This is a genomic window from Bradyrhizobium sp. USDA 4369 (assembly GCF_054056435.1).
This window is the reverse complement of sequence record NZ_JBSRYH010000001.1, coordinates 2,125,414-2,146,710: the sequence shown is the minus strand read 5'-3', so window position 1 is coordinate 2,146,710 and position 21,297 is coordinate 2,125,414. Positions and strand designations below refer to the sequence as shown.

Here is a 21,297-nt window from a genome sequence, read left to right as displayed (position 1 = left end):
TTGATGCAGCACACAATCGTCCGCTGCAAGCCATCCGGCGCCTCGCGCTGACGGTTCTTAAATACCCCCTCAGGGTATACAGATCAATTGGGATTCCCACGCATGACCTCGCTCGACAGCTTCAAGTGTCGCAAGACCCTCAAGGTCGGAACGAAGAGCTACATCTATTACAGCTTGCCCACAGCCGAGAAGAACGGTCTCAAGGACATCTCCAAGCTGCCCTACTCGATGAAGGTGCTGCTCGAGAACCTGCTGCGTAACGAGGATGGTCGCACCGTCACCAAGGACGACATCGTCGCGGTGTCGAAATGGCTGCGCAAGAAGTCGCTGGAGCACGAGATCGCGTTCCGCCCGGCGCGCGTGCTGATGCAGGATTTCACAGGCGTCCCTGCCGTCGTCGACCTCGCAGCCATGCGCAATGCGATGCAGGCGCTCGGCGGCGACGCCGAGAAGATCAACCCGCTGGTGCCGGTCGATCTCGTGATCGACCACTCGGTGATCGTCAACTACTTCGGTGACAACAAGGCGTTCGGCAAGAACGTCGCCGAGGAGTACAAGCAGAACCAGGAACGTTATGAATTCCTGAAGTGGGGCCAGAAGGCGTTCTCGAACTTCTCCGTCGTGCCGCCCGGCACCGGCATCTGCCACCAGGTCAACCTTGAATATCTGGCGCAGACCGTGTGGACCAAGAAGGAGAAGATGACCGTCGGCCGCACCAAGGGCACCTTCGAGGTCGCCTATCCGGATTCGCTGGTCGGCACTGATTCGCACACCACCATGGTCAATGGTCTCGCCGTGCTCGGCTGGGGCGTCGGTGGCATCGAGGCGGAGGCCTGCATGCTCGGCCAGCCGCTGTCGATGCTGCTGCCCGACGTGGTTGGCTTCAAGCTGACCGGCGCGCTGAAGGAAGGCGTCACCGCGACCGACCTCGTGCTGACCGTTACCCAGATGCTGCGCAAGCTCGGTGTGGTCGGCAAGTTCGTCGAGTTCTTCGGCCCCGGCCTCGACCATCTCTCGGTCGCCGACAAGTCGACGATCGCCAACATGGCTCCGGAGTATGGCGCGACCTGCGGCTTCTTCCCGGTCGACGCCGCGACGATCGATTATCTCAAGACCTCGGGCCGCAAGGCGCCGCGCGTCGCGCTGGTCGAAGCCTACGCGAAGGCGCAGGGCCTGTTCCGCACCGCCAAGTCGCCGGACCCGGTGTTCACGCAGACGCTGAACCTCGATCTCGCCGACGTCGTGCCGTCGATGGCCGGTCCGAAGCGTCCCGAGGGCCGCATCGCGCTGCCGGCCGTGGCCGAAGGTTTCGCGACCGCGCTGGCCGGCGAGTACAAGAAGCCGGATGCCGCCGATCAGCGCTTCCCGGTCGAGGGCAAGGACTTCGACATCGGCCATGGCGACGTCGTCATCGCCGCCATCACCTCCTGCACCAACACCTCGAACCCGAGCGTGCTGATCGGCGCCGGCCTGCTGGCCCGCAACGCTGCGGCGAAGGGCCTCAAGGCGAAGCCGTGGGTGAAGACCTCGCTAGCCCCGGGCAGCCAGGTGGTTGCTGAATACCTCGCAAACTCCGGCCTGCAGAAGGACCTCGACAAGGTCGGCTTCAACCTGGTGGGCTTCGGCTGCACCACCTGCATCGGTAATTCTGGTCCGCTGCCGGAGGAGATCTCGAAGTCGATCAACGACAACGGCGTCGTCGCGGCGGCCGTGCTGTCGGGCAACCGCAATTTCGAAGGCCGCGTCTCGCCGGACGTGCAGGCCAACTACCTGGCCTCGCCGCCGCTGGTCGTCGCCTACGCGCTCGCCGGCACCGTGACCAAGGATCTGGCGGTCGAGCCGATCGGCATCGGCAAGGACAAGAAACCGGTCTACCTGAAGGACATCTGGCCGACGACGAAGGAGGTCAATGACTTCGTCAAGAAGTTCGTCAAGGCCTCGATCTTCAAGAAGCGGTATGCCGACGTCTTCAAGGGCGACACCAACTGGCGCAAGATCAAGACGGTCGAGAGCGAGACCTACCGCTGGAACATGTCGTCGACCTACGTGCAGAATCCGCCGTATTTCGAGGGCATGAAGAAGGAGCCGGAGCCGATCAAGGACATCGTCGAGGCCCGCGTGCTGGCGCTGTTCGGCGACAAGATCACCACCGACCACATCTCGCCGGCCGGTTCGATCAAGCTGACCTCGCCCGCCGGTAAATTCCTCAGCGAGCACCAGGTCCGCCCGGCCGACTTCAATCAGTACGGCACCCGCCGCGGCAATCACGAGATCATGATGCGCGGCACCTTCGCCAATATCCGCATCAAGAACTTCATGCTCAAGGGCGCCGACGGCAACATCCCGGAGGGCGGCCTGACCAAGCACTGGCCCGACGGCGAGCAGATGTCGATCTACGATGCCGCCATGAAGTACCAGGAAGAGGGCGTGCCGCTGGTCGTGTTCGCCGGCGCCGAATATGGCAACGGCTCGTCGCGCGACTGGGCGGCCAAGGGTACCCGTCTGCTCGGCGTCCGCGCCGTGATCTGCCAGAGCTTCGAGCGCATCCACCGCTCCAACCTGGTGGGCATGGGTGTGCTTCCACTCACCTTCCAGGAAGGCACGTCGTGGTCGTCGCTCGGGCTCAAGGGCGATGAGAAGGTCACCATCAAGGGGCTGCAGGGCGACCTGAAGCCGCGCCAGACGCTGACCGCTGAGATCGTTTCGGCCGACGGCGCGGCGCAGCAGGTGCCGCTGCTTTGCCGCATCGATACGCTCGATGAGCTCGACTACTATCGTAACGGCGGCATCCTGCACTACGTGCTGCGCAAGCTCGCCGCTTAACCAAGGCGCGATGCGGCAGATTGGCTCACTCTGAAGTGAGTAGCGGGTGATGAAGGAGGCGGCCTATGACATAGGCTGCCTCCTTTGCATTTTTGGTTGTCAACGCCGAGGGCGGCTTCGCATTTTATTGACGCAGCAGGGTGTGGCGGACAGTGTTGTTCCGGACAGGACAGTGATGATGGGTGGACAGATGTCGTGGTGGTCGCGCGCGGCGCTCAGTGTCTGTGCGGTCATCGCTTTCGTCCGGCCAGCTGCCTCCGATCCGCGTGCGGTGATCGAACTTTTTACCTCTCAGGGCTGCTCCTCCTGTCCGCCGGCCGACAAGGTGCTCGGCGATCTGGCCAGAGATCCGTCGGTGATCGCGCTGTCGCTGCCGATCGACTATTGGGACTATCTCGGTTGGAAGGACACCCTGGCGGACTCCCGCTTCACGGCGCGGCAACGTGCCTACTCCCGCGTTCGCGGCGATCGTGAGGTCTATACCCCCCAGGCTGTGGTCAACGGCTCGGTTCATGTCATTGGCAGTGATCGCGAGGCGATCGAGGGCGCCATTGAGGAGACCGCGCAGGGCGGTGCCGCCATGTCGGTGCCGGTCAGACTGTCGATCGAGGGCCAGGAGCTGACCGTCTCTGTCGCCGCGGCCGATGAACACATGCCGCGCAGGCATGGCGAGGTCTGGGTCTGCTCGATTTCGCGGGCCGTCCCGATCCAGGTCGGGCGCGGCGAGAACAGCGGGCGCGAGCTGACCTACTACAACGTCGTTCGCAATCTGTTGAAGCTTGGCGATTGGACCGGAACATCGACCAGCTGGAGCGTGCCGCTGGAGAAGATCGCCAAAGAAGGCGTCGACGGCGCCGTTGTCTATGTGCAGGACGGCAGCCGTGACCGGCCGGGTCCGATGCTCGGCGCAGCCTATTCCGAGCTGCATTAGCGCCTGCTCCAAATCCGCTGGTCTTGGAGCCGTTCCCGGCCGCGCTCAGGCGCGTCAGGCTTGATCGCGCGCATCCCGCAGCGACGCAGCCCTGCGCCGGTCCAAAAAGCAAAAGGACCAACTTGCGTTGGCCCTTTGCCATCACTTGTGAATAGACCCGATCCTGACGACCCCGGGGGGCTGGGGGCTGAGGAATCCGGAACCGAAAGGACCGGGCCAACGCACACGAAACTTATGCCCAAGATCGGGGGCGGTCCCTGGGCGGAAAGACGGCGCGATTATGATTCCGCTAACGATCCCGTGACGCTGACGTGTTCGCGGAACTCGTGACGTCCGCAGCTGGAGCCGCACGCAACACTGAAAGCCGCCCCTTGCGGCTTCCGGCGGATGGCGCGATCATGTCACAGAGATGACAGGAGGACGCCGATGAAGCTCACCCCGGAGGATGCCGATCCGAGCGAGAACCGCGCGGCGGCCCGCAGCGCGGCCGCAGCGCCCAATCGGGTGACGTTCGACCGGCTTGAGCTGAACCGGATCCTCAATCTCTACGGCCGCATGGTCGCCGATGGCGAATGGCGGGACTATTCGATCGACTTCCTGCGCGACCGGGCGGTGTTTTCCGTGTTTCGTCGCGCGTCCGAGGTGCCGATCTACCGCATCGAGAAGGACCCGCGCCTCGCTCGCAAGCAGGGCATGTACAGCGTCATCTCGGCGACCGGCCTGATCCTGCGGCGCGGCCACGAGCTCGAGCGCGTGCTGCTGGTGATCGCGCCAAAGCCAGCCTTGGTCTGATCCGGTGATATGACGCGCGTCACGTAGTCCCGGCCCGCCGACCGGCGGGGCTCGCGAGGCGCGATCGCGGAGAGGACCTGCCTTGATTACGCGGCCGGCACGTTGCTACTGCCGGCGCCGAGCGGCAGCTGCATCATGACCGTGTCGAGCCATCGGCCAAATTTGAGCCCGACGCTCGGATGGGTGCCGATCATCTGGAAGCCGCAGGCGCGATGCAGCCCCACCGATCCGGCATTGGCGGAGTCGCCGATCACGGCGATCATCTGGCGGAAGCCCCGCTCCTCACAAGCCGCGATCAAGCGCTGCATCAATTGCCTTCCGATGCCGCGGCCCTGGCTCGCAGGGGCCAGATAGATCGAATTCTCCACCGTGAAGCGATAGGCAGGGCGGGGTCGGTAAGGTCCGGCATAGGCATAGCCCACCACCTGCCCGTCCAGCAGGGCGACGAAATAAGGGAAGCCGCCATCCGCGAGCGCACGGAAGCGGCGGGTCATTTCGGTCAAGTCCGGAGCATCGAGCTCGAAGGTGGCCGTGCCCTCGCGCACGGCCTGACCGTAGATGGCGGTGATGGCGGGAAGATCGGCCTCGCCGGTGGGCCGGATGTCGATGTCAAGCATGGCGGAACCATAGCAAGGCGGATTGGACGATCAATCCGCCGTTGCGGCATGGCTGTCGCTGCGTGTCTGCGCTCGGCGCAAACGAGCAGGGTGCAAACGAGCAAGATCCAAGCGGGCCGGCAAAACGAAAAGCCCCGGCGGTGAGGCCGGGGCTTCGAAGGCTGTGACGGTGGTCCGCTGGATCAGTCGCGCTGACCGAGCAGCTGCAGCAGCAGCGTGAACAGGTTGATGAAGTTCAAGTACAGCGACAGGGCGCCGGTGATCGCTGCGCGCTCGGCGATGTCGCCGCCCGCGGAGGCGTAGCCATAGATGTACTCGTTCTTCAGGCGCTGCGTATCCCAGGCCGTGAGGCCAGCGAACACGAACACGCCGACCACCGAGACGATGAACTGCAGCATTGAGCTCGCCAGGAACAGGTTCACGAGGCTCGCCAGCACGATGCCGATCAGACCCATGAACAGGAACGAGCCCATGCCGGTCATGTCACGCTTGGTGGTGTAGCCGTACAGGCTGAGCGCACCGAACGTTGCCGCGGTGATGAAGAACACCCGCACGATCGAGGTGTGGGTGTACACCAGGAAGATCGACGACAGCGAGATACCCATCAGGGCCGAAAACACCCAGAACAGGATCTGCGCGGTCGACGGCGCCAAGCGGTTGATACCGGCCGAGATCGCGAACACCATGACCAAGGGAGCCAGGATGAACAGCCATTTCAGCGGGCTCACGAACATCGCGTAGCCGAACTGCGTCAGGTAGGTGTTGGCGCCGAACTTGAACACGCCCGCCGCCGGATCGCCGGTCACCGACGCCATGTAGACGCCGAGCGCCGCCAGACCGGTGATTGCCAAGCCGATGCTCATGTAATTGTAGATGCGCAGCATGTAGGCGCGCAGACCGGCGTCGACGGTCGCGGCATCGGCGCGCCCGGCCACCCGGCCAAAGGGTGAAGCATAGTTGCGGTCTAGGTCCGACATGGTCGAATTCCCGTTGGTTGCCCGGAATTGAGGTCCTGACGGACCTTATGCCGGTTCTCGAAAAACCCTATCTCATACCCCCCACCACAGACATTAAATTTGCGTCATCGGCAAATTTGCCATCTTTGGCAGGTCTCTGAGCCCATTCCCTAGATGGGAAACTAGCATATCCGCTGCAAGCTTCCACGCGCGGCTGAATGTCGCTCCGCATGCGTTCGCCCTCTATAACGCGCGTTAACCGTGCGGCATGATCGCGCAAGCTGCTACAGATTCCTCAGAACGGTCGCCGGCTTCTGGTTGAGCGCCAGCAGCGTTCCGGCCAGTCCGAGGCCGACCGTGACGACCAGCGCGGCCAAGACGACCAGCGCGGCGCTCCCACCCTGCCAGGCGAAGCTCAACGTCATCAGCCGGGTCACGATCAACCAGGCGGCGACCGAGCCGGCAATCACGCCGAACGCGGCGGTTGCAAAGCCGATCATGAGATATTCAAGCGCGTAGGCGCCCAGCAAGCGCAGCCGGGTGGCGCCGAGTGTCTTCAGGATCACGGCGTCATAGACGCGGTGACGGTGGCCGGCGGCGAGCGCGCCGCCCAGCACCAGGATTGCCGAGATCAGGGTCACCGCGCTGGCGCCGCGGATCGCGAGCGCCAGGTTTGAAACGACAGCTCCGACCGTCTCCATGACCTCGCGCACGCGCACGCTGGTCACCATCGGGAACGCGTCGGCGACCTTGCGGATAACGCGGGCATCCTCGGCCGCATCGGAGCGCGCCTCGGTCAGGGTGGCAACATGGGTATGAGGCGCGCCCTTGAAGGCATTCGGCGAGAACACCAGGACGAAATTGATGCCGAGCCCCTGCCAGTCGATGGTGCGCATGTTGCCGATCCGCGCCGCGATGTCGCGTCCGAGCACGTTGACGACGATGTCGTCACCGAGCTTGAGGCCGAGGCCATCCGCGATCCGCTTCTCGATCGAGACCAGCGGCGGTCCGCTGTAGCTGTCGCCCCACCATTCGCCCTCGACGATCTTGGAACCCTTGGGAATCTCGCCGGTATAGGTCAGGCCGCGGTCGCTCTGGAGGACCCATTCGGTATCCGCCGTGGCCTTGAGGTCCTCGGCGCGCACGCCGCGGGCGGAGACGATCCGGCCGCGCAGCATCGGCACGTCCTCGACCGAGGATTGCGGCGCAAGCTCCTTGAGGAAGCCGCGGAAGCGCTCGGCCTCGCCGGAGGGGACGTCGATGAAGAAGAATGACGGCGCCTGTTCCGGCAGCTGCGCGAGGAACTGCCGCCGCAGATTGCCGTCGATCTGGGTGATCGTGACCAGCACCGCGAGCCCCAGTCCGAGCGACAGCACCACCGACGGCGTCAGCGCGCCCGGGCGATAGATGTTGCTGACCGCCAGCCGCAGCATCGGGAAGCGGCTGCGCGGCATGGCGCGCGCGCTCGCCATCACGACAGCGGCGATGCCCCGCAGCAGTACGAACACGAGCGCAGCGGCGACCACGAACACGGCGGCGATCTTCTTGTCGTAGGACAGGCCGATCACCACCGCGATCAAGAGCGCCACCGTGCCGGCGATCAGGGCCAGATAACTCCAGCGCGGGCGGTGCCACTCGGCGATGACCGCCTCGCGGAATAGCGCCGCCACGGGCACGTCACGGATGCGCCCGAGCGGCCACAGGCCGAAGGCGAGCGCGGTGAGCAGGCCGTAGACGAAGGACAGCGCCAGCTCGTCCGGATGCACCGCCGCGATCACCGGCAGCGGCAGGATCTTGCCGAACAGCCCGACGATCGCGAAGGGCAGGGCGGCGCCGGCACAAAGTCCGATGATCGAACCGATCGTGGCGAGCACCATCACCTGCACGAGGTAGATCCCGAATACGTCGCGGCTGGTGGCGCCCAGCGCCTTGAACGCCGCGATCACCTCGGTGCGGCGGTCGACATGGCTCTTGACCGCATTGGCGACGCCGACGCCGCCGACCAGCAGCGCTGCGAGGCCGACCAGGGTCAGGAATTGCGTGAAGCGACCGATGGTGCGCTCCAATTGCGGCGAGGCATTGCTGCGGCTGCGGATCTCCCACCCGGCCGATGGCAGCGTCAGCCGGGTGTCGGCGATGAAGGACGCCGCGGCATGATCGTCCTTGGCGTTGTCGGGCAGCCGGACCCGGTAGGTCCAGCGCACCAGGCTGCCCGGCTGCAGCAGCGGCGTGGCGCGCAGGCCGGCCTCGCTGATCAGGAAGCGCGGTCCCAGCCCGATGCCGCCCGACAGCTTGTCCGGCTCGGCCTGCAGGGCGCTGCGGATCTGGAAGCGCACGGTATCGATGCTGACGATGTCCCCGACCTTGAGGTCGAGCCGCGCCAGCAGCGCCGGATCGGCGGCCGCGCCATAAGAGCCATCGCGCTCAGCCAGAATGTCGGTGAGCGGCAGGTCGGGCTGCAGCCCGGCCTTGCCGAGCAGCGGATAGGCGTCGTCGACGGCCTTGAGCTCGACCAGCGCCAGCTTGGCGTCGGTCGAGCGCACCATGGCCCGCAAGGTCGCTGCCAGCGACACCTGGCCGCGCGAGCGCAGGAACGCGATCTCCTCCGGCCTGGCTTCGCGCTGAAACAGCGAAAACGCGACGTCGCCGCCGAGCAGCGTGCGGCCCTCGCGAACGAGGCCGTCATTGAGGCTCGCCGCCACCGAGCCGACGCCGGCGATGGCGAGCACGCCGAGCGCGATGCAGGCGATGAAGACGTAGAAGCCGCGCAGGCCGCCGCGCAGCTCGCGCAGGGCGTAACGCACCGGCAGCGCGGCCATGCGGCCGGCAGGGATCGGTTCGGCGACGCTGCTCATGCCAGGGCAGGCTCGTGTGCGCCGTCGGCTTCGATCCGTCCCGAGCGCAGCCGCACGACACGGTCGCAGCGATGCGCAAGCCCGCTATCATGGGTCACGAGCACCAGCGTCATGCCGCGCTCGGCATGTTTGGTGAACAGCAGGTCGACGATCTGCCGGCCGGTGGTCTCGTCGAGATTGCCGGTCGGCTCATCGGCCACCAGGATGGCGGGATCGGGGGCGAGGGCGCGCGCCAGCGCCACGCGCTGCTGCTCGCCGCCGGACAGCTGGGTCGGATAGTGCTGCAGCCGGTGGCCGAGCCCGACCGACTCCAGCTCGCGGGCGGCACGCTCGGCAGCGCCGGAATGCCCGGCCAGCTCCAGCGGCACCGCGACATTCTCCAACGCGGTCATGGTCGGGATCAGGTGGAAGGACTGGAAGACGATGCCGACCTGGCGGCCGCGGAACCGGGCCAGCGCGTCCTCGTCCAGGGCATTGAAAGCGGTCCCATTGACCACCACCTGACCGCTGTCTGGACGTTCCAACCCCGCCATCACCATCAGCAGCGTGGACTTGCCGGAGCCCGACGGTCCGATCAGGCCGATCGTCTCGCCTTGTCCCACCCGCAGGCTGATGTCCTTGAGAATGTGAACACGCGCCGCTCCGGTGCCGAGCGAGAGGTTGACGTTGGCGATGGTAATGGTGTCCGGCGCGAGGCCGGCCAAAGGCGAGGTTTCGATGAGACTGTCCATGGCTCGGTCATATGGCAACTCCGCAAGCCGGGTCGAGAGGCGCGGACGCATCTTCGTGCACATACTCGTGTTGATGCTCGCCTTGATGACATCAGGGCCGGCATTCGCGGGCGCTGAGGCCGGCAAGCCGATCAAGCTGGTCGTGCTCGGCGATTCCTTGAGCGCGGGTCTCGGCCTGTCCGCTCCGGATGCGTTTCCGGCCAAGCTGCAAAAGGCGTTGAACGACAAGGGGCTGAAGGTCGAGATGACCAATGCCGGGGTGTCCGGCGACACTTCCTCGGGCGGCCGCGACCGGCTCGACTGGTCGGTGGCCGATGGCACCGAGGCTGTGATCGTCGAGCTCGGCGCCAATGATGCGCTGCGCGGCATCGATCCGTCGGTCACGCGGCAGGCGCTGACCGAGATCCTCACACGGCTGAAGGCGCGGGGCATCGCCGTCCTGCTCTGCGGCATGCTGGCGCCGCCGAATTACGGCAGCGACTACGCCGCGAAATTCAACGCGATCTACCCCGACCTCGCCAAGCAGTTCGACGTCCAGCTCTACCCGTTCTTTCTCGACGGCGTCGCCGCCGATGCCAAGTTGAACCAGGCCGACGGCATTCACCCCACGGCCGCGGGCGTCGACATCATCGTTTCCCGGATGTTGCCTATGGTGGAAGCATTCCTGCGTCCGCTTCGTGGGCAATGATGGAACGGAGCCGCGATCGGATCATTCGCGGTAACCTTGCGGGCGAGGTTTTCCGCAGCTTTTACCGGCGTTAACGCTGCGTCCGTCGCGGAGTCATATAAATTCGGTAGGAATTATGCATTGGCGATTCGTCGTCGATCATTTCGTCAAGGCATGATCTCGTCAATTTTCGGGATCAGCCTCCAGCATCGGGAGTCCTGCAACGATGCCGCGTCTGTTTACTGGACTGGAGATCCCGGCCGAGGTCAGCCAGACCCTCTCCACCTTGCGAGGTGGCCTTCCCGGCGCCCGCTGGATCGATCCGGAAAACTACCACGTCACCTTGCGCTTCATCGGCGATATTGACGGCGCCTCGGCCAACGAGATCGCTGCGATGCTGTGGCGGGTCAACCGCAAGCCGTTCGAAGTCACGGTGCAGGGTCTCTCGAGCTTCGGGGGCCGCAAGCCGCGCGCTGTTGTCGCCAACATCGCGCCGAGCCGGCCGCTGATCGAGCTGCAGGCCGAGCTGGAGCGCATGATGCAGCGGATCGGGCTGGATCCCGAGGGGCGCAAATTCGTGCCGCATGTGACCTTGGCGCGGCTGCATGATGCATCGAGCCAGGACGTCGCCGATTATCTCTCGGTCCGGGGCTACTTCCCGAGCCGGGTGTTCGTCGCCGAGCGCTTCGTCTTGTTCTCGTCCCGTGCTTCGACGGGGGGCGGGCCCTATGTCGTGGAGGATGCCTACGACCTCTGCGCCGGCTGAAAGTGGCCGGCGCCGGTCGCGAGGCCAACTCGCAAAGGCCAACCCGCAAAGACCAAGGAGCGGACGACACGCCGCAAACGAACGTCGTTACCCCGGGACTAACGGACCGGGCAGCGTTTGCGTGCCATATACCAAGTCCCTACGGCTCGGCTGCATGGCCGCTTCCACCATTTGCGGATTGCATTTTCCGTAAGTCTCGTGACCTAGAGTGGGCTCATGCTGTCCACACCGTCTGACGCGTTCCGCGCGCAATATCAGTCTTTGGTCGATACTGGAGCGATCGAGGCCGACCCGGCCCAGGCCGAGGTCGCCGACGCGCTGGCCGCGCTTGAGCGCAGGCTGTCCACCTACAAGCCGGCGCGCAAGCAGGGCTTGTTGGGACGCCTGTTCTTCGACAAGAGCGAGCCGCCGCGCGGCCTCTACGTTCATGGCGAGGTCGGGCGCGGCAAGACCATGCTGATGGACCTGTTCTATCAGAACTGTCCGGTCGAGCATAAGCGCCGGGCGCATTTCCACGAATTCATGGCCGAGGTGCATGAGCGCATCTACGGCTACCGCCAGAACATTGCGCGCGGCGAACTCGCCGATACGGATGTGATCGGGCTGACGGCGCAGGCCATTTTCGAGCAATCCTGGCTGCTCTGCTTCGACGAATTCCATGTCACCGACATCGCCGACGCGATGATCCTGGGCCGCCTGTTCGCCAGGCTGTTCGAGCTCGGCACCGTGGTCGTGGCCACCTCTAACGTTGCGCCGGAGGACCTCTACAAAGGCGGCCTCAATCGCGCGCTGTTCCTGCCCTTCATCAAGCATATCGCCGACCACATGGACGTGGTGCGGCTCGACGCCCGGACCGATTTCCGGCTGGAGAAACTGGCCGGGGTCAAGATGTGGCTGATGCCTGCGGACGTCGAGGCCCGCACGGCGCTCGACAACGCCTGGGGCAGGCTGACCGGCCACGCCCGTTGCAGGTCGCGCGACATCACCATCAAGGGGCGCCTCCTGCATGTCCCCTGTTCGGCCAATGGCGTTGCCCGTTTCGGCTTTGCCGACCTGTGCGAGAAGCCGCTCGCGGCGTCGGACTATCTGCGGCTGGCGCACGACTATCACACCATCCTGATCGACCATATTCCGGTGATGGACTACGCGGAGCGCAATGCCGCCAAGCGCTTCATCACCTTGATCGACACGCTCTATGACAACGCCGTGAAGCTGATCGCCTCCGCCGAAGCGGATCCGATCTCGCTGTACGTCGCGACCGACGGCATCGAGGCCATGGAGTTCAAGCGGACGTCCTCGCGCCTGATCGAGATGGGCTCGGAATCCTACTTGGCGCTGCCGCACGGCCGGAAGGACTCGGCAGCCTCCGGGACTTCTACGGGGCTGGTCGAAACCTGACAAACACCGGAGTTTGGTAGCGCCTGCCTTCGGGCCCACAGCCGTGAAAAGGCCACGTCAATCAGGCTGAAAGGATCATCAGCGCCCCTCCGCCTCGGACCTGATCGAAATCAAGGCAGGCCTGTCAATTGGCCATAGCGTGACTTGAACGGCCCGGGCGAAAGGGATAACCACCCAATCGACTTTTAACCTCCCTCACCCCTTCGGGTTCAAAGGAAATTTCCCATGGCGCGCGACAAGATTGCTTTGATTGGCTCCGGTCAGATCGGCGGAACGCTGGCTCACCTCATCGGCCTCAAGGAGCTCGGCGATGTCGTCATGTTCGACATTGCTGAAGGCGTCCCGCAGGGCAAGGCGCTCGACATCGCCCAGTCCTCGCCGGTCGATGGTTTCGATGCCCATTACAGCGGCGCCAACTCCTACGAAGCGCTGGATAACGCCAAGGTCTGCATCGTCACCGCCGGCGTGCCGCGCAAGCCGGGCATGAGCCGCGACGATCTCCTCTCGATCAACCTGAAGGTGATGGAGCAGGTCGGCGCCGGCATCAAGAAGTACGCCCCCGACGCGTTCGTCATCTGCATCACCAACCCGCTCGACGCGATGGTCTGGGCGCTGCAGAAGGCCTCCGGCCTCCCGGCCAAGAAGGTCGTCGGCATGGCCGGCGTGCTCGACTCCGCGCGCTTCCGCTACTTCCTGGCCGATGAGTTCAACGTCTCGGTCGAGGACGTCACCGCCTTCGTGCTCGGCGGCCATGGCGACACGATGGTGCCGCTGACCAAGTACTCGACCGTCGCGGGCATTCCGCTGCCCGACCTCGTCAAGATGGGCTGGACCTCGCAGGCCCGCATCGACGAGATCGTCGATCGCACCCGCAATGGCGGCGCCGAGATCGTCAATCTGCTCAAGACCGGCTCGGCCTATTACGCGCCGGCGGCCTCGGCGATCGCGATGGCCGAGAGCTATCTGCGCGACAAGAAGCGCGTGCTGCCCTGCGCCGCCCATCTCAACGGCGAGTTCGGCGTCAAGGACATGTATGTCGGCGTTCCCGTCGTGATCGGTTCCAAGGGCGTCGAGCGCATTGTCGAGATCGAGCTGGCCGGCAAGGACCGCGAGGCGTTCGACAAGTCGGTGGCCGCCGTGCAAGGCCTGGTCGACGCCTGCAAGAAGATCGCGCCCGACCTGCTCGGCCGCTGACCCTAGCCGGGCGGACCCCTAGCCCGCCCGACCGAGTTGCAGGATGCTTGGTATATGGTATACCAAGCATCCTCGGAACAATTCCAGACGTCACCCTCTCGCGGGTTCGGGGAGCAACCGCTTATGAACATTCACGAATATCAGGCCAAGGCACTGCTGCACGAGTTCGGCGTGCCGATTTCCAAGGGCGTGCCGGTGCTCCGTCCGGAGGACTCGGATGCGGCGGCGAAGACGCTCGGCGGTCCGGTCTGGGTCGTGAAGAGCCAGATCCACGCCGGCGGCCGTGGCAAGGGCAAGTTCAAGGAAGCCTCGGCCGGCGACAAGGGCGGCGTCCGCCTCGCCAAGTCGATCGACGAGGTCAACGCGTTCGCCAAGCAGATGCTCGGCGCGACCCTCGTCACCGTGCAGACCGGCCCCGATGGCAAGCAGGTCAACCGCCTCTACATCGAGGACGGCTCGGATATCGACAAGGAATTCTATTTGTCGCTGCTGGTCGACCGCGAGACCTCGAAGGTCGCCTTCGTGGTGTCGACCGAAGGCGGCGTCAACATCGAGGACGTTGCCCACAGCACGCCTGAGAAGATCATCACCTTCTCGGTCGATCCGGCCACTGGCGTGTTGCCGCATCATGGCCGCGCCGTCGCCAAGGCGCTGAAACTCTCGGGCGATCTCGCCAAGCAGGCCGAGAAGCTGACCATCCAGCTCTATAACGCCTTCGTCGCCAAGGACATGGCGATGCTGGAGATCAACCCGCTGGTCGTCACCAAGCAGGGCCAGCTGCGCGTGCTAGACGCCAAGGTGTCTTTCGACTCCAACGCGCTGTTCAAGCACCCTGAGATCGTCGCGCTGCGTGACGAGACCGAGGAAGACGCCAAGGAGATCGAGGCCTCGAAGTACGACCTCAATTATGTCGCGCTCGACGGCACCATCGGCTGCATGGTCAACGGCGCCGGCCTCGCGATGGCGACGATGGACATCATCAAGCTCTACGGCATGGAGCCCGCCAACTTCCTCGACGTCGGCGGTGGCGCCAGCAAGGAGAAGGTCGCGGCGGCGTTCAAGATCATCACCGCCGACCCGAACGTGAAGGGCATCCTGGTCAACATCTTCGGCGGCATCATGAAGTGCGATGTCATCGCCGAGGGCGTCGTGGCCGCGGTGAAGGAAGTCGGCCTGAAGGTGCCGCTGGTGGTGCGCCTCGAAGGCACCAATGTCGATCTCGGCAAGAAGATCATCAGCGAGTCCGGTCTGAACGTGCTGCCCGCCGACAATCTCGACGACGCCGCGCAGAAGATCGTCAAGGCCGTCAAGGGAGGCTGAGCGCCGTTTCAGGCGCTCGCTTAGCTCCTCACCGCAACGCTTTTAGAGAAAGCACGATGTCCATTCTCATCGACAAGAACACCAAGGTCATCTGCCAGGGCTTCACTGGCAAGAACGGCACCTTCCACTCCGAGGCGGCGATCGCCTACGGCACCAAGATGGTCGGCGGCACCTCGCCGGGCAAAGGCGGCTCGACCCATCTCGGCCTGCCGGTGTTCGACACCGTCAAGGAGGCCCGCGAGGCCACCGGCGCTGACGCATCGGTGATCTACGTGCCGCCGCCGGGCGCGGCCGACGCCATCTGCGAGGCGATCGACGCCGAGGTCCCGCTGATCGTCTGCATCACCGAGGGCATCCCCGTGCTCGACATGGTCAGAGTGAAGCGCTCGTTGCAGGGCTCCAAGTCGCGCCTGATCGGCCCGAACTGCCCGGGCGTCATGACCGCTGGCGAGTGCAAGATCGGCATCATGCCGGCCAACATCTTCAAGCCCGGCTCGGTCGGCATTGTGTCGCGCTCCGGCACGCTGACCTATGAAGCGGTGTTCCAGACCACATCGGAAGGTCTCGGCCAGACCACCGCGGTCGGCATCGGCGGCGATCCGGTCAAGGGCACCGAGTTCATCGACATGCTGGAGATGTTCCTCGCCGACCCCAAGACCGAGTCGATCATCATGATCGGTGAGATCGGCGGCTCGGCGGAGGAGGACGCAGCCCAGTTCATCAAGGACGAGGCCAAGCGCGGTCGCAAGAAGCCGATGGTCGGGTTCATCGCTGGCGTCACGGCGCCTCCGGGCCGTCGCATGGGCCATGCCGGCGCGATCATCTCGGGCGGCAAGGGTGATGCCGGCTCGAAGACGGCCGCGATGGAAGCGGCTGGTATCACGGTGTCGCCGTCGCCGGCGCGGCTCGGCAAGACGCTTGTCGAAAAGTTGAAATCCTGATTCAGGACTTAGTGCTTTTCGGCGCGAATATTTACAATAAATAAGGTAAACGGTCCTAACCCGAACCTGACCCGCTTTTTCCTGCGGGTCAGGCATTGCGCCGTTTTGATTGGGCGCATCGAAATTACCAGGACGCCTACCATGTCTCGCCAAGATGCGAACGCCGCCTTCGCCCTGTCGTCTTTTCTCCAGGGCACCAATGCCACCTACATCGATGAGATCTATGCGCGCTACGAGAAGGATCCGTCGTCGGTCGATGCCGACTGGCAGGAATTCTTCAAGAGCCTGAAGGATGCGCCGGCCGACGTTCAGAAGAACGCCTCGGGCCCGTCCTGGGAGCGCAGCAACTGGCCGGTTTCGCCGCGCGACGAGTTGACCTCGGCGCTGGATGGCAACTGGGCTGTGGTCGAGAAGAAGGTCGGCGAGAAGATCGCGGCCAAGGCGCAGACCAAGGGTGTCGAATTGTCGCCGGCCGACATCAACCAGGCCACCCGCGACTCTGTGCGTGCGTTGATGCTGATCCGCGCCTACCGCATGCGTGGTCACTTTCACGCCAAGCTCGATCCGCTCGGCATCGAGGCCCCGCGCAACCGCGAGGAGCTCGACCCGCGCTCCTACGGCTTCACCGAAGCCGATTACGACCGCAAGATCTTCCTCGATCACGTGCTCGGCCTTGAATATGGCAGCTTGCGCGAGATCGTCGCGATCTGCGAGCGCACCTATTGCCAGACGCTCGGCGTCGAGTTCATGCACATTTCGAACGCCGCGCAGAAGGCCTGGATCCAGGAGCGTATCGAGGGGCCGGACAAGGAGATCTCGTTCACCCGCGAGGGACGCCGCGCCATTCTCACCAAGCTGATCGAGGCCGAGGGCTTCGAGAAGTTCTGCGACGTCAAGTTCACCGGCACCAAGCGCTTCGGCCTCGATGGCGGCGAGTCGCTGATCCCGGCGCTGGAGCAGATCATCAAGCGCGGCGGCAATCTCGGCGTGAAGGAGATCGTGCTGGGCATGCCGCACCGCGGCCGGCTCAACGTGCTGACCCAGGTGATGGGCAAGCCGCACCGCGCGCTGTTCCATGAGTTCAAGGGTGGCTCGGCCAACCCGGACGCGGTCGAAGGCTCGGGTGACGTCAAGTATCACCTCGGCGCCTCCTCGGACCGCGAGTTCGACGGCAACCGCATCCATCTGTCGCTGACCGCCAACCCGTCGCATCTCGAAATCGTCGATCCCGTGGTGCTCGGCAAGGTCCGCGCCAAGCAGGACCAGCACGGAGATCCGCCGGACATGCGCATCTCGGTGCTGCCGCTGTTGATGCATGGTGACGCGGCGTTCGCCGGCCAGGGCGTCGTGGCCGAGTGCTTCGCGCTGTCAGACCTGAAGGGCTACCGGACAGGTGGCTCGATTCATTTCATCGTGAACAACCAGATCGGCTTCACGACCTATCCGCGCTACTCGCGCTCGTCGCCCTATCCGTCCGACGTCGCCAAGATGATCGACGCGCCGATCTTCCACGTGAACGGCGACGATCCGGAGGCGGTGGTGTTCGCGGCCAAGGTTGCGACCGAGTTCCGGCAGAAATTCCACAAGCCTGTTGTCATCGACATGTTCTGCTATCGCAGGCATGGCCACAATGAAGGTGACGAGCCCGCCTTCACCCAGCCGGTGATGTACAAGAAGATCGCCGGTCATCCGTCGACCCTGGAGATCTACTCCAAGCGCCTCGTCGCCGAAGGCGTGATGACCGAAGGCGAGGTCGAGAAGGCCAAGGCCGACTGGCGTGCCCGTCTCGACGCCGAGTTTGAGGCCGGCACCTCCTATCGCCCGAACAAGGCCGACTGGCTCGATGGCAAGTGGGCCGGTCTGAAGTCCGCCGACCAGGAAGAAGAGGCGCGTCGCGGCGTCACCGGCGTCGAGATCGACCGTCTCAAGGAGATCGGCCGCAAGATCACCAAGGTGCCGGACGGCTTCCGCCTGCACCGCACGATCCAGCGCTTCCTCGAGAACCGCGCCAAGGCGATCGACAGCGGCATCGGCCTCGACTGGGCCACCGGCGAGGCGCTGGCCTATTGCACGCTGCTGCTGGAAGGTCACAAGGTCCGACTGTCGGGCCAGGATTGCGAACGCGGCACCTTCTCGCAGCGCCATTCGGTGCTGATCGACCAGGAAGACGAGAGCCGCTACACGCCGTTCAACCATCTGGCGCCGGAGCAGGGACATTTCGAGGTCATCAACTCGCTGCTTTCGGAAGAGGCGGTGCTCGGCTTCGAATATGGCTATTCGCTGGCCGAGCCGAACGCGCTGACCTTGTGGGAAGCGCAGTTCGGCGACTTCGCCAACGGCGCGCAGGTGCTGTTCGACCAGTTCATCTCGTCGGGCGAGCGCAAATGGCTGCGCATGTCCGGCCTCGTCTGCCTGCTGCCGCACGGCTATGAAGGCCAGGGTCCCGAGCACTCGTCGGCCCGCCTCGAGCGCTATCTGCAGATGTGCGCCGAGGACAACATGCAGGTGGTCTATCCGACCACGCCGGCGAACTACTTCCATGTGTTGCGCCGCCAGCTGCATCGTGAGATCCGCAAGCCGCTGATCGTGATGACGCCGAAGTCGCTACTGCGCCACAAGCGCGCGGTGTCGCGGCTCGAGGAGCTGGCCAAGGGCACCACCTTCCACCGCATCCTGTATGATGACGCCCAGATGCAGGCGGACGACAAGACCAGGCTGGTGCCGGACGACCAGATCCGTCGCATCGTGCTGTGCTCGGGCAAGGTCTATTACGACCTCTATGACGAGCGCGAGAAGCGCGGGCTGAACGACATCTATCTGATGCGCATCGAGCAGCTCTATCCGGTGCCGCTCAAGGCGCTGGTCGCCGAGCTCGGCCGCTTCAAGAACGCCGAAGTCGTATGGTGCCAGGAAGAGCCGCGCAACATGGGCGCCTGGCACTTCATCGAGCCCTATCTCGAGTGGGTGCTGAACCAGACCGGCGGCAAGAGCAAGCGTCCGCGCTATGCCGGCCGTGCCGCGTCGGCCGCCACCGCCACGGGCCTGATGTCGAAGCATCTTGCCCAGCTGAAGGCGCTGCTCGACGAAGCCCTGAACTGAACCTGCCTTTCACGCGCCCCGCATGCCATGCGGGGCGCAAGTACACCGCGTTGATCGTCCGTGCCGCATCGCTTGCTCGCCGCAAGGCGATGACGGACGGGCTTTATGACCGCACGGGTTATTGAGGATAGAGACCATGACTGAAATTCGCGTTCCGACGCTCGGTGAATCCGTCACCGAAGCCACCATCGGCCGCTGGTTCAAGAAGGCCGGCGACGCCGTGGCGGTCGACGAGCCGCTCGTCGAGCTCGAAACCGACAAGGTGACGATCGAGGTGCCGGCTCCGTCGGCCGGCACGCTCGGCGAGATCATCGCCAAGGACGGCGAGACGGTTGCCGTCGGCGCGCTGCTCGGCCAGATCAATGATGGCGCTGTGGCCGCCAAGCCCGCCGCGGCTGCCCCGGCTCCCGCGAAGCCCGCCGCAGCACCCGCGGCTGCAGCTGCCGCCCCGGCCAAGGCGCTTCCCGCCGATACGCCGCAGGCGCCCTCGGTACGCAAGCTCTCTGCCGAGAGCGGCGTCGATGCCACCACCGTTCCCGGCTCCGGCAAGGACGGCCGCGTCACCAAGGGCGACATGCTGGCCGCGATCGAGCGCGCCGCGTCGGCGCCGGACCCCGGTCAATCAGCCGGCCGCCGCCGTGCAGGTCCGTGCGCCGTCGCCGGCCGACGATGCCGCGCGCGAAGAGCGCGTGAAGATGACCCGGCTGCGCCAGACCATCGCGCGCCGCCTCAAGGACGTGCAGAACACCGCGGCCATGCTGACGACCTTCAACGAGGTCGACATGACCAACGTGATGGCGCTGCGCAGCCAGTACAAGGATGTGTTCGAGAAGAAGCACGGCTCCAAGCTCGGCTTCATGGGCTTCTTCACCAAGGCCGTGGTGCAGGCGCTGAAGGACATCCCGGCGGTCAACGCCGAGATCGACGGCAGCGATCTCATCTACAAGAACTACTATCACATCGGCGTCGCCGTCGGCACCGACAAGGGCCTGGTCGTGCCGGTGGTGCGCGACTGCGACCACAAGTCGATCGCCGACATCGAGAAGGGCATCGCCGATTTCGGTCGCCGCGCCCGTGACGGCCAGCTCAAGATCGACGAGATGCAGGGCGGCACCTTCACGATCACCAATGGCGGCATCTACGGCTCGCTGATGTCGACCCCGATCCTGAACGCGCCGCAGTCCGGCATCCTTGGCATGCACAAGATCCAGGAGCGCCCGGTCGTGGTCGGCGGCAAGATCGAAATCCGTCCGATGATGTATCTGGCGCTGTCCTATGATCACCGCGTCATCGACGGCAAGGAAGCGGTGACCTTCCTGGTGCGCGTCAAGGAAAGCCTGGAGGATCCGGCGCGGCTCGTGCTGGATCTTTGATCACCGTCATTAGCTGATGCTCGAGAGGCGCGCTGAGAAGCGCGCCTCAGATCTAACGGGGGCCATCATGACCGACAGGGTTGCAGTGATCACCGGCGGCAGCCGCGGCATCGGCCGCGCCACCGCGCTCGCCGCCGCATCGCGCGGCTTCAAGATCGTGGTCGGCTATGCCTCCAACGAGGCCGCAGCGCAGAGCACGGTCGCCGCGATCGAGGCCAGTAACGGCAAGGCGATCGCGGTGAAATGCGACGTTGGCCGCGAGCACGACATCCTCGCTTTGTTCAAGGCGGCGGACAAGTTCGGCACCCTTGGTGCGCTGATCAACAATGCCGGCATCGTCGGCCCGACCACGCGTGTCGACGAGATGAGCGCGGAGCGCATCGAGCGCCTCATGGCGGTCAATGTCACCGGCAGCATTCTGTGTGCACGTGAGGCCGTGAAGCGAATGTCGACGCGACATGGCGGCCAGGGCGGCGTGATCATCAATCTGTCGTCGGTCGCCGCCAAGCTCGGCTCGCCCAACACCTATGTCGACTATGCCGCCTCGAAGGGCGCGATCGATTCCTTCACCGTCGGCCTCGGCCATGAGGTCGCCAACGAAGGCATTCGCGTCGCCGCCATCCGCCCGGGCCTCATCGACACCGACATTCACGCCTCGGGCGGTGAGCCCGATCGCGCCCATCGTCTGGCGCCGATGGTGCCGATGAAGCGCGTCGGCACCGCGGAGGAAATCGCCAATGCCATCGTCTGGCTGCTGTCGGACGAGGCCTCCTATGTCACTTCGGCCATTCTCGACGTGTCGGGCGGACGCTGACGACCGTCGCTATCTCTGAC

15 protein-coding genes and 1 pseudogene are annotated in these 21,297 nt (G+C 64.8%); 12 read left to right on the top strand and 4 right to left on the bottom strand.

Annotation, left to right across the window (positions count from 1 at the left end; all coding sequences use genetic code 11):
• Positions 1–102 precede the first annotated feature (102 nt).
• The 3 genes from acnA (at position 103) to ACVIJ6_RS09650 (ending at position 4,546) form a co-directional block, all read left to right on the top strand.
• Complete coding sequence (gene acnA, locus ACVIJ6_RS09660; RefSeq protein ID WP_456772529.1) at positions 103–2,823, top strand: aconitate hydratase AcnA; 2,721 nt, start codon at positions 103–105, stop codon at positions 2,821–2,823.
• 190 nt (positions 2,824–3,013) lie between these two features.
• Positions 3,014–3,754 carry a DUF1223 domain-containing protein gene (locus tag ACVIJ6_RS09655; RefSeq protein WP_456776947.1) on the top strand — a complete coding sequence of 247 codons (741 nt, stop codon included), beginning with the start codon at positions 3,014–3,016 and terminating at the stop codon, positions 3,752–3,754.
• 426 nt (positions 3,755–4,180) lie between these two features.
• Positions 4,181–4,546 carry a DUF2794 domain-containing protein gene (locus ACVIJ6_RS09650; protein WP_012040724.1) on the top strand — a complete coding sequence of 122 codons (366 nt, stop codon included), beginning with the start codon at positions 4,181–4,183 and terminating at the stop codon, positions 4,544–4,546.
• Between the two features lie 86 nt (positions 4,547–4,632).
• On the opposite strand, the gene ACVIJ6_RS09645 is transcribed toward ACVIJ6_RS09650, so the two are convergent.
• The 4 genes from ACVIJ6_RS09645 to ACVIJ6_RS09630 all read right to left on the bottom strand — a co-directional run bounded on the left by ACVIJ6_RS09645 (position 4,633) and on the right by ACVIJ6_RS09630 (position 9,705).
• Positions 4,633–5,163, bottom strand: a complete 531-nt coding sequence (locus tag ACVIJ6_RS09645) for an N-acetyltransferase family protein (protein ID WP_456772528.1) — start codon at positions 5,161–5,163, stop codon at positions 4,633–4,635.
• 182 nt (positions 5,164–5,345) lie between these two features.
• Positions 5,346–6,140, bottom strand: a complete 795-nt coding sequence (locus tag ACVIJ6_RS09640; protein ID WP_456772527.1) for a Bax inhibitor-1/YccA family protein — start codon at positions 6,138–6,140, stop codon at positions 5,346–5,348.
• Between the two features lie 263 nt (positions 6,141–6,403).
• Positions 6,404–8,974 carry an ABC transporter permease gene (locus ACVIJ6_RS09635; RefSeq protein ID WP_456772526.1) on the bottom strand — a complete coding sequence of 857 codons (2,571 nt, stop codon included), beginning with the start codon at positions 8,972–8,974 and terminating at the stop codon, positions 6,404–6,406.
• Positions 8,971–9,705, bottom strand: coding sequence for an ABC transporter ATP-binding protein (locus ACVIJ6_RS09630; RefSeq protein WP_456772525.1), 735 nt, complete (start codon positions 9,703–9,705; stop codon positions 8,971–8,973). The genes ACVIJ6_RS09635 and ACVIJ6_RS09630 overlap by 4 nt, the downstream gene beginning before the upstream one ends.
• Before the next feature lie 55 nt (positions 9,706–9,760).
• Between ACVIJ6_RS09630 and ACVIJ6_RS09625 the strand changes: the two genes are divergently transcribed.
• The 9 genes and pseudogenes from ACVIJ6_RS09625 to ACVIJ6_RS09585 all read left to right on the top strand — a co-directional run bounded on the left by ACVIJ6_RS09625 (position 9,761) and on the right by ACVIJ6_RS09585 (position 21,277).
• On the top strand, positions 9,761–10,393 hold the full coding sequence (locus tag ACVIJ6_RS09625) for an arylesterase (RefSeq protein ID WP_456776946.1): 633 nt from the start codon (positions 9,761–9,763) through the stop codon (positions 10,391–10,393).
• Between the two features lie 205 nt (positions 10,394–10,598).
• Positions 10,599–11,138 (top strand): RNA 2',3'-cyclic phosphodiesterase, encoded by a 540-nt coding sequence (gene thpR, locus ACVIJ6_RS09620; RefSeq protein WP_456772524.1) that lies wholly within the window; start codon positions 10,599–10,601, stop codon positions 11,136–11,138.
• A gap of 216 nt (positions 11,139–11,354) precedes the next feature.
• Positions 11,355–12,536 carry a cell division protein ZapE gene (gene zapE / locus ACVIJ6_RS09615; protein ID WP_456772523.1) on the top strand — a complete coding sequence of 394 codons (1,182 nt, stop codon included), beginning with the start codon at positions 11,355–11,357 and terminating at the stop codon, positions 12,534–12,536.
• 225 nt (positions 12,537–12,761) lie between these two features.
• Entirely contained in the window at positions 12,762–13,730 is a 969-nt protein-coding gene (mdh, locus tag ACVIJ6_RS09610; RefSeq protein ID WP_012040732.1) for a malate dehydrogenase, read from the top strand.
• Positions 13,731–13,853: 123 nt separating this feature from the next.
• Entirely contained in the window at positions 13,854–15,050 is a 1,197-nt protein-coding gene (gene sucC, locus ACVIJ6_RS09605; RefSeq protein WP_456772522.1) for an ADP-forming succinate--CoA ligase subunit beta, read from the top strand.
• Positions 15,051–15,106: 56 nt separating this feature from the next.
• Positions 15,107–15,991 (top strand): succinate--CoA ligase subunit alpha, encoded by an 885-nt coding sequence (sucD, locus tag ACVIJ6_RS09600; RefSeq protein WP_012040734.1) that lies wholly within the window; start codon positions 15,107–15,109, stop codon positions 15,989–15,991.
• Positions 15,992–16,132: 141 nt separating this feature from the next.
• Positions 16,133–19,090, top strand: a complete 2,958-nt coding sequence (locus ACVIJ6_RS09595) for a 2-oxoglutarate dehydrogenase E1 component (protein WP_456772521.1) — start codon at positions 16,133–16,135, stop codon at positions 19,088–19,090.
• Positions 19,091–19,226: 136 nt separating this feature from the next.
• A pseudogene (odhB, locus tag ACVIJ6_RS09590) lies at positions 19,227–20,463 on the top strand (2-oxoglutarate dehydrogenase complex dihydrolipoyllysine-residue succinyltransferase).
• A 67-nt stretch (positions 20,464–20,530) separates the two neighbouring features.
• The gene (locus ACVIJ6_RS09585) at positions 20,531–21,277 is read left to right on the top strand and encodes an SDR family oxidoreductase (RefSeq protein WP_456772520.1); all 747 of its coding nucleotides are present in this window, start codon (positions 20,531–20,533) and stop codon (positions 21,275–21,277) included.
• Positions 21,278–21,297: the final 20 nt, after the last annotated feature.